The organism is Hungatella sp. (genome assembly GCF_046966825.1).
Genome location: NZ_JBKVCZ010000164.1, coordinates 1 through 13847 on the forward strand (window position 1 = coordinate 1; position 13847 = coordinate 13847).

The 13847-nt window shown below is 49.4% G+C and carries 13 protein-coding genes and 1 tRNA gene; 11 read left to right on the forward strand and 3 right to left on the reverse strand.

Annotated features, from left to right (window positions below; all coding sequences use genetic code 11):
• Positions 1–73 precede the first annotated feature (73 nt).
• Positions 74–159 (forward strand) — tRNA-Leu (locus ACLTD4_RS29640).
• Between the two features lie 55 nt (positions 160–214).
• Here the strand turns inward: ACLTD4_RS29640 and ACLTD4_RS29645 are convergent.
• Both ACLTD4_RS29645 and ACLTD4_RS29650 read right to left on the reverse strand, forming a co-directional pair.
• Complete coding sequence (locus ACLTD4_RS29645; protein ID WP_117634316.1) at positions 215–1039, reverse strand: linear amide C-N hydrolase; 825 nt, start codon at positions 1037–1039, stop codon at positions 215–217.
• 240 nt (positions 1040–1279) lie between these two features.
• Positions 1280–1678 (reverse strand): PaaI family thioesterase, encoded by a 399-nt coding sequence (locus tag ACLTD4_RS29650; RefSeq protein ID WP_117634314.1) that lies wholly within the window; start codon positions 1676–1678, stop codon positions 1280–1282.
• Between the two features lie 203 nt (positions 1679–1881).
• Here ACLTD4_RS29650 and ACLTD4_RS29655 point away from each other — a divergent pair, with 203 nt between their 5' ends.
• The 9 genes from ACLTD4_RS29655 (at position 1882) to ACLTD4_RS29695 (ending at position 12451) form a co-directional block, all read left to right on the forward strand.
• The gene (locus ACLTD4_RS29655; RefSeq protein WP_025531483.1) at positions 1882–3066 is read left to right on the forward strand and encodes an acyl-CoA dehydrogenase family protein; all 1185 of its coding nucleotides are present in this window, start codon (positions 1882–1884) and stop codon (positions 3064–3066) included.
• 126 nt (positions 3067–3192) lie between these two features.
• The gene (locus ACLTD4_RS29660) at positions 3193–4419 is read left to right on the forward strand and encodes a CaiB/BaiF CoA transferase family protein (RefSeq protein ID WP_025531484.1); all 1227 of its coding nucleotides are present in this window, start codon (positions 3193–3195) and stop codon (positions 4417–4419) included.
• Between the two features lie 39 nt (positions 4420–4458).
• On the forward strand, positions 4459–5601 hold the full coding sequence (locus ACLTD4_RS29665; protein WP_002601499.1) for an acyl-CoA dehydrogenase family protein: 1143 nt from the start codon (positions 4459–4461) through the stop codon (positions 5599–5601).
• 11 nt (positions 5602–5612) lie between these two features.
• Complete coding sequence (locus ACLTD4_RS29670) at positions 5613–6401, forward strand: electron transfer flavoprotein subunit beta/FixA family protein (RefSeq protein ID WP_055659570.1); 789 nt, start codon at positions 5613–5615, stop codon at positions 6399–6401.
• A 25-nt stretch (positions 6402–6426) separates the two neighbouring features.
• Positions 6427–7437, forward strand: a complete 1011-nt coding sequence (locus ACLTD4_RS29675; protein WP_002601497.1) for an electron transfer flavoprotein subunit alpha/FixB family protein — start codon at positions 6427–6429, stop codon at positions 7435–7437.
• Between the two features lie 102 nt (positions 7438–7539).
• Positions 7540–9183, forward strand: coding sequence for a medium-chain fatty-acid--CoA ligase (gene fadK, locus ACLTD4_RS29680; RefSeq protein WP_117634312.1), 1644 nt, complete (start codon positions 7540–7542; stop codon positions 9181–9183).
• Positions 9176–9733 (forward strand): hypothetical protein, encoded by a 558-nt coding sequence (locus ACLTD4_RS29685; RefSeq protein ID WP_117634310.1) that lies wholly within the window; start codon positions 9176–9178, stop codon positions 9731–9733. The genes fadK and ACLTD4_RS29685 overlap by 8 nt, the downstream gene beginning before the upstream one ends.
• 85 nt (positions 9734–9818) lie before the next feature.
• Positions 9819–11132 carry a hypothetical protein gene (locus ACLTD4_RS29690; protein ID WP_242355036.1) on the forward strand — a complete coding sequence of 438 codons (1314 nt, stop codon included), beginning with the start codon at positions 9819–9821 and terminating at the stop codon, positions 11130–11132.
• A 17-nt stretch (positions 11133–11149) separates the two neighbouring features.
• Positions 11150–12451: a GntP family permease gene (locus ACLTD4_RS29695; RefSeq protein ID WP_055659575.1), complete on the forward strand. Its 1302-nt coding sequence runs from the start codon at positions 11150–11152 to the stop codon at positions 12449–12451.
• Positions 12452–12550: 99 nt separating this feature from the next.
• On the opposite strand, the gene ACLTD4_RS29700 is transcribed toward ACLTD4_RS29695, so the two are convergent.
• A complete protein-coding gene (locus ACLTD4_RS29700; protein WP_002601491.1) occupies positions 12551–13438 on the reverse strand; it encodes a LysR family transcriptional regulator in 888 nt (295 codons plus the stop codon).
• 159 nt (positions 13439–13597) lie between these two features.
• On the opposite strand from ACLTD4_RS29700, the gene ACLTD4_RS29705 reads away from it, so the two are divergent.
• On the forward strand, positions 13598–13847 hold a 250-nt coding region (locus tag ACLTD4_RS29705; RefSeq protein ID WP_412331786.1), incomplete at its 3' end, for an MBL fold metallo-hydrolase.

The following is a 13847-nucleotide window of genomic DNA, read 5'->3' on the forward strand; positions in this document are numbered from 1 at the left end:
AGCATCTGCCTTACAAGCAGAGGGTCACAGGTTCGAGCCCTGTAGGTCCCATTTTCATGAGAAATCATGATATGCCGGCGTGGCGGAACTGGCAGACGCACAGGACTTAAAATCCTGCGGGCCTAATCGCCCGTACCGGTTCGATTCCGGTCGCCGGCATGAATAAAAAAGCTTGAAATTCTCTGTTTAGGAGAGTTTCAAGCTTTTTTGGTTCTCACTTATATAAGCGAATGAGATCATTCACGAGTATCTCCTCATTTGTAAGTTGGATTTTATTGCTGCTTAACAATCCATCCGTTGACTGGATTGTTTTTTCGATCATAGAGATTCTCCATCGTTTGCTCAGATCTTTCTTAAAACTGATATAAATTTCGTTCTCTAAGGGATCATATACGATTGAACAGAGCGTATTCTTCTGGCTGGTTTTGTTTAAAGCTTCGAAGGCTTCATTGATTCCAAAGCTATGAATATGATTCTGTATATATTCATAAGCACAAATATATCTGTCAGCTCCGATCCCAAATACCTTATTATAATCTGTTTCCTTAAAATTCCCGTTTGGAAAATTAGTCATGACAATAAAATCACCAGAAATAGGACTTATTCTGTTTGCATCATTTCCCTCTTCCAGAATAAATGCATCCCCAGTTTTATCAGCGATCATAGTATGCAGTCCTAAATCGGGGAATAATGGATTTCTGGGATAGGAAATTACTCTTTTATTGAGAATTTCGAAAAATTCTGATGATTTTCCAGTTTTCTTTAGCACCTCATCAAGAATATCAAAGGCATACCAATCATTTTCGTCACAGCCTGATTGAAAGCCCGGACCATATTCTACGGCCTGCGTACAGATAAAAAGCCCCTCACTGTTCATACCGGCGATATCCCTGTATTTGTTTTCTAACAGGGCTGAAAAGTAAAATAAATTCTTATCATGATAACTGTTGACTATTAGTTCTAAATCAATTTCATCGGTATCGAAATTCATTCCGTAAACAGCCTTTTTTTGATGGTATACTGCAAAACTTGTACACATTTTGAAATCTCCTTTTCATACATGAGCTTGTGATATTATATGGTTTCTAACTATATGATATCATCCGGTATATCGAAGACTCAACCTACAACATTTTTCTGATTCGAAAATGCTCCATGCAGGCTTAAGCTTTAAAAGGCAGCCAGCCATAACGTGAACCGGTCTTTGTCTGGCAGACAGAGGTTGGATTACGTTATGGCTGGCTGTATTTTTCGTGCTGAATGAAGTTGGGAAATTCACCTAGACCGGTGCGATTAAAAACATCGTAAAGCTTGCGGAAGCTACCAGTTTGCCGGCGTCGTTGGTGACGGTTACCTGATTGACAACGGTTTTCCGGCCTTTGTGTATGGCGTTGGATTCTATATAGATGGTTCCGGTATTCACCCCTCTTAAGAAATTGATGCTGCTGCATTCCGTGACATTGGTGGTCTCGAAGGCGTAAGTGGACATTCCTGCCGCCATATCACAGAGAGAGAATAAAAATCCTCCGTGAACATTTCCGTAAAGATTTAAGGCTTCCTGAGTAATTTCCATGGAGAGTTTCGCGTGGCCCGGAGAGACCTCCAAAAGCCTGGCGTTTTCTATGCCTCCGATCGGATGAATATGTCTCAGAATGCCGTCCATTATCTCTGATCTCATGTATGCATACCTCCTTCAGGCTATACTATATCATTGCAAAAATCCATTTACAACAGGAAAAAGGAATCATAGGTTTTAACTATCAATTATCGGAATTATCACGGACAGGGACGATTGGATATTTCCTTCGCTACAGGCTATAATGGATTTATCAAGATTGTTAAAAAAATATTTAACAAGAATAAATAAGGAGGATATATCAAATGAGCAAGTTATCCAATGAAGAATTCCAGGCGTATTTAAAGCAGATCCGTGAGCTGGCAGAGGGTCCCCTTGAGGAAATCCAGAAGGAAGTGGAAGTAACCAATAAGTTTCCCCAGGAGTTCTACGACTTAGCAATCCAGAACGATTTATATCGCTGTTCCCTTCCTGAGGAGTACGGCGGATACGGTTTGAACGAGCTGGAGATTTTACAGGTTCAGGAGGAATTCTCCAGAGGACCGGGCGGAATGAGAATGCATCTTCACTATGCAATGGATTTAAACTGGAGAATTCTCGACGATTACGGCAGTGAGGAAGTAAAGGCAGAGTATATGCCAAAATTCCAGAACAAGGAAGTATTTACCTGTTTCGCACTGACAGAGGCGACCGGCGGTACCGGCGCTGACTTACATACTATCGCAGTGAGAGACGGCGATTCTTACGTATTAAACGGTGAGAAGACACTGATTTCCCATACCGACTGCTGCGAATTCGCTTATGTAATCGCAGTAACCAATCCGGAATCCGATAAGAATGACAGACTGTCCGCATTCTTCGTTCCAATGGACGCTCCTGGATTTGAAGTAATCAACATGCCTCATATGATGGGATGCCGCGGAGCCGGCCATGGCGAGCTGAAATTCACAGACTGCCGCATCGATAAGAAATACCTCTTAGGCAAAGAGGGACAGGGACTGGAGATTGCCATGCACTCCTTATCCGTATCCCGTGCTCACATTGCTGCCAGCAACTTAGGTATGGCACAGAGAATGCTGGAACTGTCCTTACAGTATGCCGCTGACCGTGTAACCTTCGGAAAGCCGATCGGAACACGTCAGGCAATCCGCTGCAAGATTGCCGATATGTCCATGATGGTACACGCGCTTCGCTGCATGGTTTACGATTTTGCTAAATCCTATATGGAGAATCCAACCGGCGAATATATCGAAGAAAAAGCTGCTATGTGTAAACTGTACAGCATCGATACAACCAGAAGAGTCAGCGATGAAATGCTGGAGATCTTCGGCGGTGTCGGATACTTTGAAGACTGCAAGTACGGCCCGGTTGAGCGTCTCTACCGTGACTGCCGCGCAATGTGGTTAGAGGAAGGTGCTCCGACTGTACAGAGAATCACAATTTCCAGAAACACCATTAAACACGGCGCTCATATCGAATACGTGGTCTAAAGCTGATTCAGTATTTTAAAGCTATTTCGGGCAAGCCGCTTTGAAACCGAAGATATCTGACACAAAAGGGTCATCAGGTTCATACTCCGGACCTGCCGACCCTTTTCCATATATGGAGGGAAGACAATGAAACCATTAGAAGGCGTAAAAGTAGTGGATTTAACCACATATCTGGCAGCCCCTACAACGGTTCGCGTACTTGGCGAATGGGGAGCCGACTGTATCAAGATTGAATCACACAAAGGAGATCCTGCCAGGACTCAGGGCGCCGTGTTCAACATGCCGTTTACCGACGATGAGAACCTGGCCTTTGATGTGGCAAACTTAAATAAGAAATTTATCACTCTGAACCTGAAGACAGAAAAGGGGCTGGAGGTTTGTTATAAGCTTCTGGAGGAAGCGGATGTATTCGTAACCAATACGAGAACGAAATCCCTGGTAAAGCTGGGACTGGACTACGATACTTTAAAGGAGAAGTTTCCGAAGCTGATTTTCGCCCAGGTCCTGGGATACGGGGAAAAGGGCCCGGAAAAGGATACGGCGGGCTTCGACGTGACGTGTTACATGGCGAGAGGCGGCGTGTTTGGAACTACGGTAAACCGCGGCGACGCTCCCATGATTCCGACCAACGGTTTCGGAGATTTCCAGGTTGCCATGGCTCTGGCGTCCGGCATCTGTGCGGCTCTGTACCGCAGAGAGAAATCCGGCGAGGGAGACAAAGTCACCATCGGACTGCATCACGCGGCTGTCTATGCGCTGAGCACGGGCCTGATCTCCGCACAGTACGGAAACCAGTACCCGAAGAGCAGAAAAGAAGTTCCCAATCCATTTAATAATGTATTCCGCACCAGAGACAACAAGTGGGTCTGCATCTGCTGTCCGGAGTACGACCGCGATTATGAGAAGATGTTCACGCTCCTGGGCTGTCCGGAAATGCTGGAAAAAGAGCAGTACCGTCACTGCGCGGATGTCAACAACAACCATTTGAATAAAGATGTGACCGATGTGCTGGATGCAGCCATTGCAAAGATCGACAGAGAAGACTTAATGAAGATGTTAAAGGAAAACGATATGCCGTGTGAAGCCGCATATGAGCCGCTGGATATCTATGAGGATGAGCAGGCATGGGCCAACGATGTGCTGACGAAGATTCCTTATCCGTCAGGCGGAAAGATCATGCCGACCAACCCCGTAGGCTTCGCATCTCTGGGCAAACCGGACTATGTGATCGGAGGCATGCAGGGGGCCCATACGGTGGAGATTATGAAGCAGCTGGGATACAGTGACGAACAGATCAGCGAAATCATTGCTTCCGGAGCCGCAGAAGGCGCGACAGGACTGAAACCACTGTAATGAACAACGAACAACCAGAAAGGGGAAAGTGAAAATAACATGAGCTTACTTTACACCGAAGAACAGAAAGCGCTGCTTGCTCTTGTAAGGGAGATGGCAGAAAATGAAATAAAACCTCATGTAAAGGACGCGGACGAGAAAGGGGAGTGTCCGAGAGAGCTGTTTAAATGGGGATTCGATATGGGACTTCACATGCTGGAAATCCCGGAGGAATACGGTGGAACCGGTTTAAGCTATGAGACCACCGCCATGATTTTTGAGGAGCTGGCAAAGGTGGACGCGGGCTACGCCATCACCTTTGTAACCACGTTCGTGGCGCTTAGAAATGTAATCCTTGCCGGAACGAAGGAGCAGGGACAGTATTTTGCAGATAAGATTGCCCCCGGCGGATTTGCCGGATTTGCCCTGACGGAGCCGAATGCCGGTTCTGACCCCGCGGCTATGCGCGCCACGGCGGTGAAGGACGGGGACGAATATATTTTAAACGGAACCAAGACATTTATCACCAATGGCGCTCTGGCTGATGTCTTCGTGGGATTCTTTAAGACGGATCCTGCGGCAGGACACAGAGGCATGTCCGCATTTATCATCGATGCGGATGCAGAAGGCGTTACCGTAGGAGCCCATGAGAATAAGATGGGGCTCAGGCTTTCCAACACTACGGACTTGATTTTCGAAAACGTCCGCGTGAAGGCTTCCGCCATGGTGGGACCTGAGGGCTCCGGGTTCAAGCTGGCCTTAAACGCTCTGAACTTATCCAGAGCCTTTGTGGCGACTCTGGCTGTGGGAATCATGCAGCGGGCGCTGGATGAATCCGTGAAGTATGCAAAGGAAAGAAAACAGTTTAACACCCCTATTATTAAATTCCAGATGGTACAGCAGATGCTGGCCGACATGGCAATTAAGATTGAAGCATCCAGGTGTCTGGTCAATAACACCATGCGGATGATGGATCAGGGAATCATGGTACAGAAGGAAGGCTCCATTTGTAAGACATTTGTGTCCGACTGTGCACAGGAAGTGACCTCCAACGCGGTTCAGATCTTTGGCGGATACGGCTACAGCAAAGAGTATCCGGTGGAAAAACTCATGAGAGACTGCAAGGTATTCCAGATCTTTGAGGGAACGAACCAGATCCAGAGAATGACGATTGCAGGCGTATTGGATAAGGAATATAAATAGGAGGAATGAAGATGAATATCGTTGTTTGTATAAAACAGGTTCCGGATACCACTGAGATCAAGATTGATCCGGTGAAAAATACGCTGATTCGTACCGGCGTGCCGAGTATCATGAACCCTTTTGATAAAAATGCGCTGGAAACAGGCCTTCAGCTGAAGGACCGCTACGGCGGAAAAGTGACCGTGATTTCCATGGGGCCGCCTCAGGCGAAGGCAGTGCTCCGGGAAGCGCTGGCCATGGGAGCGGATGAGGCGTATCTCGTTACCGACCGCGCCTTTGGCGGTTCCGATACGTATGCTACCAGTTATATTCTGTCTCAGGCGATTAAGATGCTGGGCGGGTTCGATGTGATCCTGGGCGGCAAACAGGCCATCGACGGAGATACGGGACAGACAGCCCCCAGTATTGCGGAGCATTTAGGCGCAGTCAGGTTGACGTATATTCTCGATATGGAGGTCGAGGGCGATAAGGTAATCGCCAGACGCCAGGTGGAAGAGGGCGTGGAGGTTATCGAGGCCAGCCTTCCGGTGCTTTGTACCGCGACAAAGGAGAGTAATAAACCCAGATACGCTACCATCAAGGGCGTGCTCACATCCTTAAGAGCAGAGATCGGAGAGATCACTCTGGCGAGTCTGCCGGGTTCTGATACGACCAAGATGGGCTTAAAGGGTTCCCCCACTAAGGTAAAAGCAACTTTTACGCCAAAGAGAAATGCAAACTGCATGAACATTGAAGGCAGCAGCCCGGCGGAAACCGCAGGGACCCTGATTGACAGGCTGACAGAGGCAAAAGTACTTTAAGGACGGCAAAAGGAGGTCGCGAGAGATGAGTTTTGATACATGTAAGGACGTATGGGTATTTATCGAATGCTTCCAGGGTCAGCCTAAAAGCGTGGGCCTTGAGCTGCTTGGCCAGGGACGAAAGCTGGCGGACGGCTTAAAGCAGAAGTTATGTGCCGTAGTCATCGCAAAGGATGTGGATGAGGCGGTGAAGGAGGCCGGCGAGTACGGCGCGGATAAGATTTACGTGGTAAAGGGAGATGAATATGAGAATTACTCCGCTGATGCTTATGGAAATGTATTCTTAAAGCTCTGCGAAAAGTATGATCCCAATACGATTCTGGTGGGAGCAACCGTAAACGGCAGGGATTTGGGCTCTAAGATTGCAGTCAGCCTGCGTACGGGTCTGACCGCAGACTGTACGGCCCTTAGCGTAGACGAGGAGACCGGAAATGTAGTCTGGGAACGGCCTGCATTTGGCGGAAATCTTTATGCACAGATTCTGTGCAGCGAGACAAGGCCGCAGATGGGTACCTGCAGACCGGGCGCATTTAAGAAGCCGGAGAAGGTGATGGACAACAAGCCGGAGATCATCATGGAACCGATTCACACACCGGAAAACGAGATCAGGACTAAGGTGATTGATTTCATTAAGGCGTGTGAGGACAACGATATCCCGCTTCAGGACGCGGAGGTGATCGTATCCGGCGGCCGCGGCATGAAGAACGGAGAGAATTTCAAAGTGTTGAAGGAACTGGCAGACGTGCTTGGCGGAACGGTGGGATGCTCCAGGGCAGCGGTCGATTCGGGATGGATGCCGCAGTCCAAACAGGTAGGGCAGACGGGAACCACGGTAACTCCGAAGATTTACTTCGCCTGCGCCATATCCGGCGCTGTCCAGCATGTGGCGGGCATGAGCGGCTCCGGAACCATTGTGGCGATCAATAAGGATGACACGGCGCCGATCTTCGAGGTGGCGGATTACGGCATCGTAGGCGACGTGTTCGAGATTGTTCCGGCTCTTGTGAAGGAGTTAAAGGCAAGACAGCAGGGATGAGGAAGCGTTCCTCAGAGCGTACCGCAGAGCATACCGCAGTACATGCGCTGATGGCAGGCGTGGTCTGGCAGGATGCACGCAAAAAGGTATAGGAGACGGGTCATGATTGATGAGATGAAGATCAATGCCATCCAGCGGGAAAAGTATCTTTCCGAGGGTTACTGGAAGGATATCACGCTGCTGGACTGTTGGAAAGAATCCGTGAAGAAGTATTCCGAACGGGAATATGTGGTGGATGACAGGGGAAATCGGTATACCTACCGGCAGATGGATGAGGCTGCGTCAAAAGTGGCGGCCTTTCTCCGGAAGCAGGGGGTTTTGCCGGGAGACGCGGTATCGTTCCAGCTCCCCATCTGGAGCGAGTTCGTGGTGGTGACCATCGCCTGCTTTATGACTGGGGCCGTAGCCCATCCCATCGCCATGTCCTATGAGGAAAAGGAACTGATCCGGAGCATGAATTTAACAGAGTCAAAGGTTTACTTCGGCCCGTCCTTTTTTCATAAAACGGATTATGCGAGCCGGATTCTGGCTGTGAGAGAACGCATTCCGTCGCTGTCCGGTGTCGTCATCGTAGGCGGTGAGAAGCCGGAGGGAAACGGGGTATTGGCATTTACGGAAATTATGGACCAGGCGGATACGGAAAAGCCGGAGATCAGACGGACAGGTGAGGATCTGGCGCTGATTCTCTGCACCTCCGGGACGACCAGCGGGACGAAGGGAGTTCTGCTTACCCACAATAATATCCGCTACAGCGAGGAGGTATTTACCAGGGAGCTGGGGCTGACCAGTGAGGACATCATGTTCATGCCTGCGCCGTTAAATCATGCAACAGGCTTCCATCACGGGCTGATCGCTCCCATGCTGATCGGGGCAAAGGTGGTGCTTCAGCAGAAGTACCGCTGCCGCGAGGCCATTGATCTGATGAACCGGGAGCGGTGTACCTACTCCATGGGCGCTACGCCATTTATCTATGACATTCTCCGGGAACTGGAGAACGGAGGCGGAGAACTGCCGTTTCTGAAGCTCTACCTCTGCGGAGGCGCTCCGGTGCCGGGATATATGGTACGGAAGGCATGGAGCTTCGGAATCCTGCTCTGCGAGGTCTACGGTTCGACGGAAAGTGTCCCCCACGTGTTTGTACGGCCCGATGAGGCCCTGGAATTAAATGGGACCACTTCCGGCCGGCCGGTAGAGGGCATTGAGATCCGCGTCGTGGATGACGAGGGAAACGATGTGCCGCCCGGCGTACCGGGAGAAGAGCTTTCCAGGGGCCCCAATGTATTTGTGGGATATTTAAAGGATAAGAAGATTACGGACAGTGCCCTGGATGATGACGGATGGTTTCACAGCGGTGATCTGTGCGTCATGGATGAAGCGGGGAATATTCGCATTATTGGAAGAAAGAAGGATATGATCGTCCGCGGCGGCGAGAATTTGAATTCCAACGAGATCAATGACCGGCTGGAGGGATGTCCGGGAATGGGCGACCACACGGTAATCGGAATGCCGGACGACCGGCTGGGCGAGAGAATCTGCGCCTTTGCCGTTCCACTGCCGGGATTTGAACATCTGAAGCTGGAGGATGTGACCGGATGGCTCTGCCAGAACGGCGTCCCGAAACGGTTCTGGCCGGAGAGGCTGGAGCTGATTGACCGTATTCCCCATACGGGAAGCGGAAAGGTGAAGAAGTATCTGTTAAAAGAGGAACTGGAAAAAAGAATGGAGGGCCCGGAAAGCAATGATTGAGCAGAAATTTGGACCGAGAAGGTGCCGGGATACCAGAAAACCACGCGCGGATCAGTGTCCGGATGTCGTATTTTATCGCTGCAGAAGCTGTAACAGCTTATTTCCAGTTACCGGAGGCCAGGCGCTTGAGGAGAAGAAGATTCTCTGCTGCAATGAGGAGGCAGAGCGCCTGGCGCCGACAGACGCCGGGGAGGCAAAGGAGTTATTAGAACTCAGTTACCAGATTACCGGAGGCTATAACGACAACGCGGTAAAGGTATCCTGGAAGACGAAAAAACAGGAGTGTGTACCGCAGTGGATTTATTTGAAGACCTTCACGGGCGGTTATCTAAAATACGTGATGAAGGATAAACGTTCCCCCATGGTATTTGCACTGGCAGACACGGATGCGTTCTGCTACTGCGATGAAGATCCCTGTCTGGAATGCGTGTTCCGCTGTAAGAGGGGCTTTACGGTTTACGCATATTCAGAGGGGACGGGACTATTGGAAATGCCGCTGGACAGGATGACAGCACACTGGCAGACAAGGGAAAAGGAAACGGAGAGGTAGGGGGATTTTTTTAGATTTATTTGTTAATAAATTAACAGAACTCATGCATTGACGTCTGTTAAATATAATCGAGGAGGGTTTACAGATGAAAAGCGAAAATGTCGGAAGTGGTGGGACAGCAGTGGACTGGAGAGCAGTGCTGGTGTTTGTATCCATTGCATTCAGCTCGCAGTGTGGAGGCGGTTTTGCGTCAGGCTCCACACCCTGGACTTATTTTTTCCAGAACACAGGATTTTACGGTATGCTTCCGGAGGTGACACAGCCTTATTTCTGCCTGCTGATGCCTCTTGTGGTGGCGGCAATCAACTGCTTTATTATCTATTTCTTCATGAAATTCGCCATGGATTTCAGAACCTTTGACTATGGGAATTTCCTTGAAAAATACGGTTCCAGATTCTGGGGAGGCGTGTTGGCAAAACCGATGCAGATCGTGTATGAGCTGAATTTTAACTGGCTGCTCATCGTATGTATGGCACTGGCCTATTCCACCTCCGGCTCAGCCCTTAAGGAGCTGACGGGGATTCCGTACATATGGACCACATTTATTGTGGGAGTTATCATGTTTCTTCTCTGTATGAAAGGCACGGAGCTGGTCCGCAAGAACGCGGTGTTCATGAGTGCTGTAATCTTTATCGCCCTGGTTGTCGTTCACGTTCCAAATCTTATTTTCAATATTGGGAGCGGAAAACTGGCAAATGAGATGGCTGTTATGAGCAGCAGCATGGAGGCAGGAATCGCATCGGGCGCGGGCAGCTTTTTAAAATATCTTTTCATTGCATTTGTATGGGCCTATATTTTTTCCGGTCAGAATCTGGCTGGATTCGGCGCGTACGTCAATCATGCGCAGCTGTTTAACAACAAGAAAACTCTGCGCAGGGCGGTGATCCTGTCTGTGATTGTAAACTGGGTATTCCTGGAGATGAACGCCATTAACCTGGCGGGAAACTACAGTGCGGTTTACGATGGATGGGCAAATGGAAAAGCCGTGTATACAATCCTGGTGGTACAGAACGGCTGGGCGGGCGGCGCCGTCAAGGCGATTTCTCTGACGCTGCTTACCATAGCAATCTTTTTTGCAACAATCTCCACGGCGATCAACTATGCACAGGGCTTTAACGACCGTGCTCTGAACTGGTATCAGAAAAAGACCGGGGAAGATCCGAAGGTTTCTGAAGCTAAACGCAACCGGCGGGGAGCTGTCCTTACCTTTGTCTATATCTGTCTTACCTGGGGGATTTCCCAGGCGGGGCTTACGGCACTGGTATCCAAGGGACTGACCGCGGCATCCTATATCAATTTATTCACCCTCATCCTTCCCACGGTGATGAATGTGATAATCGGATGGCCGGACAGAGAGTACGACAGCGGCAGGAAAGTGCAGGCCGGAACTAAAAAATAAATGATGGAGGTATTTTTATGTTAGCAACAATGGGTCTTATTTTTGCCATTGCTCTCTTAGTAGTCATGATCATCAAGGGGATTGACATGATCTGCGCCACCGTAATCACGGCGGTAATTATCTTATTAAGCAGTCAGCTCAGCCTGTCCGACGGTCTTCTTACCACATTTTCCGGCGGCGCCGGCGGTTTCGTTACTTCCTGGTTCCTGATCCTGGGTATGGGAGGCATCTTCGGACAGCTGGTGCTGGAAACCGGACTGGCTACAAAAATTGCCAAATGGCTGACGCAGAAGCTGGGAGCCAAAATGGTGGGGCTGGTTATCCTGATCTGTACCTTTTTTATCACCCTCTTAGGCATCAACGGCTATATCATGGTGTTTGTTCTGTATCCGATCGCAGACAATCTGCTTCGTGAAAACAAGATGGACCGCCGGCTGCTTCCATTTATGCTGCTGGGCGGCGGAGCTTCTGCCAATGGTTTTATGTACACCCTGGATATCTGTAACGTACTGCCCAGCGGCTATCTGGGAACGTCTCTGGGATCGGCACCGTTATTATCTCTGGTGTTTACCGTGATCCTGGCTGTGTGCTACTTCTTATATTTCAACTATGCACAGGCGCAGAGCCATAAGAAGCATACGAATGAGGAGCTGCTGGCCATGTATACCAGCTCCAACAAGGTTATGAGCGATGAAGAGCTTCCTGGCATTGGGATGTCGGTGCTTCCGTTCATCGTGGTATTCGGCATTGTAGTGGCGACCTCCAGCTGGGGAACCTCCACCAGTATCCTGTTTTCGCTGACTGTAGGTATTCTGCTGATTATGGCGACTCAGTTCAAGCATATTGAAAACATCAAGTCCTCCGCTAAAACAGGCGCGGGATCCGGACTGAACTCCATGCTGACGGTTGCCGCGGTTATGGGACTCTCCAAGGTACTCAGCCTGTCACCTGCATTTAAAGAGCTGCAGCAGGCCGTTTTATCCATGAATATGCCGGTATATTTAAAGGCGTATTTCGGAACCGCGGTTCTGACCGGTCTGACCGGTTCTGCAATCTCCGGTGAAACCATTTTCCTGGAGAGCTTTGGTCAGGCGTTTGTGGATATGGGAGTCAATGTCCAGGCTCTGCACAGAATCGTGACAGAGTCGGCTCTGATCTTAAATAAGCTGCCTAACTCTTCCGTGGCGATTCTTACGATGTCCATCTGCGGATGCAGCCTGAAGGAAAGCTATAAGCATATTATTCTGGGGACTACGATTCCGGCAGCGGCAGCGGGATTGATAATCGCCTTGATGGCTACCTTTGGATTTGTATTTTAGTATTTTGTGAATATGAGAAAAGGAACCGTTCCTCTGGTTCAGAGAGCAGAGGGCGGTTCCTTTTTGCGTATCAGTCAGGCATCAGGCTTGTAAGGAGTCTTATTCCGGCATATTTAAGCAATTGGCGACCATGAAATTTGCAAAGGCTTCCACGGCTGAGGTAATAAAGTTTTTATTGCTGTAGACCATGTAAATCATGCGGGTATCCTTTGGAACATCGAGAAGCCGGACCTTGGCAAGATTGTTAAACTGCCTCAAATAGGGGGTATCGGCCACGATGGCCACTTTTGAGGACTTGGAAATCCTTCCTGCAATGGAGATTTCGTCATCGTAGGAATAGACGGCCTCCACTCCTTTTTCTTTGAGAAGCTTGCGGACAACCTTGCCGATGGGAATCGTGTCCCGGTAGGTGGTCAGCCTGTAGTCCTTTAGGTCCGACAGATACATGGCTCCCCGGCCGGCCAGCGGGTGGTTGTCCTGGACGATGGCGATCAGCTCCTGATAGGTGATGGGGACGAAGACCAGGTCGGGCATATCGTCCACCATGGAACAGAAGCCGATGTCATATTTACCGCAGGAAACGCCCTGCGCCACCTCGATGGACATTCCGTGGTAGATATTGAGCGTGGCGAGCGGATTCTTCTCCTGATAAAGATCCAGCGCCTCCGGTAAAAAGTCACCTAACAGGGTGGGAATGCATCCGATATCGATGGTGCCGCTGATATGACCTGATTTCTCCTTGATCAGGGAGATGCCGTGCTCCAGGATACTCAGGGATTCGCTGACGTACTGATAAAATTCTTCCCCGTATTTGGTGAGCTGGATATTACGCCCCTTTTTCTGGAAGAGGGATACCCCCAGTTCCTTCTCCAGAGATGCGATGGAATCGCTTAAGCTGGGCTGCGTAATATAAAGTGCCTTGGCTGCCTCCGTGTAGTGCTGGACTTCAGCCAGTTTTCGAAAATAGTACAATTGTGGTAAGTTCATAAGCCCCCTCCAATTAATCGATATATTTATTATACAGGATGTACAATGGAAAAGCCAGTAAACAGCGGCACAGTCAGGAAATCTATTTGACATTTGCCCGGAAAGTTTTTACAATGGAGGTTATTAGCGGAAAATAACAGTGATGAGAGGGGGGACGATATGCAGGAAATTTACGACAATCTGTTTCAGGAGACGATATCCTATTCTGACCGTCACATGAGTCCGCGCAATCTCTATCTGATCCGGCAGCCCGGGCGCAGTCTGATGGTGGATACCTCTTTTCGTTTTGAACGGGACTGGGAGATTCTGCGCGGTATGGTGGAAGCTCTGGGTGTCTCCTATAAGGACCTGGACTTGTTTATTACCCACGACCATCCGGACCATACGGGGCTTGTGCCGGCTTTGCAGG

What these genes read in the sequence shown, in the direction of transcription:
- ACLTD4_RS29695 (WP_055659575.1), top strand. Translation starts at nt 11,150, where the DNA reads ATGTTAGCAACAATGGGTCTTATTTTTGCCATTGCTCTCTTAGTAGTC.
- ACLTD4_RS29655 (WP_025531483.1), top strand. Translation starts at nt 1,882, where the DNA reads ATGAGCAAGTTATCCAATGAAGAATTCCAGGCGTATTTAAAGCAGATC.
- ACLTD4_RS29690 (WP_242355036.1), top strand. Translation starts at nt 9,819, where the DNA reads ATGAAAAGCGAAAATGTCGGAAGTGGTGGGACAGCAGTGGACTGGAGA.
- ACLTD4_RS29675 (WP_002601497.1), top strand. Translation starts at nt 6,427, where the DNA reads ATGAGTTTTGATACATGTAAGGACGTATGGGTATTTATCGAATGCTTC.
- ACLTD4_RS29685 (WP_117634310.1), top strand. Translation starts at nt 9,176, where the DNA reads ATGATTGAGCAGAAATTTGGACCGAGAAGGTGCCGGGATACCAGAAAA.
- ACLTD4_RS29700 (WP_002601491.1), bottom strand. Translation starts at nt 13,438, where the DNA reads ATGAACTTACCACAATTGTACTATTTTCGAAAACTGGCTGAAGTCCAG.
- ACLTD4_RS29650 (WP_117634314.1), bottom strand. Translation starts at nt 1,678, where the DNA reads ATGAGATCAGAGATAATGGACGGCATTCTGAGACATATTCATCCGATC.
- ACLTD4_RS29670 (WP_055659570.1), top strand. Translation starts at nt 5,613, where the DNA reads ATGAATATCGTTGTTTGTATAAAACAGGTTCCGGATACCACTGAGATC.
- ACLTD4_RS29665 (WP_002601499.1), top strand. Translation starts at nt 4,459, where the DNA reads ATGAGCTTACTTTACACCGAAGAACAGAAAGCGCTGCTTGCTCTTGTA.
- fadK (WP_117634312.1), top strand. Translation starts at nt 7,540, where the DNA reads ATGATTGATGAGATGAAGATCAATGCCATCCAGCGGGAAAAGTATCTT.
- ACLTD4_RS29660 (WP_025531484.1), top strand. Translation starts at nt 3,193, where the DNA reads ATGAAACCATTAGAAGGCGTAAAAGTAGTGGATTTAACCACATATCTG.
- ACLTD4_RS29645 (WP_117634316.1), bottom strand. Translation starts at nt 1,039, where the DNA reads ATGTGTACAAGTTTTGCAGTATACCATCAAAAAAAGGCTGTTTACGGA.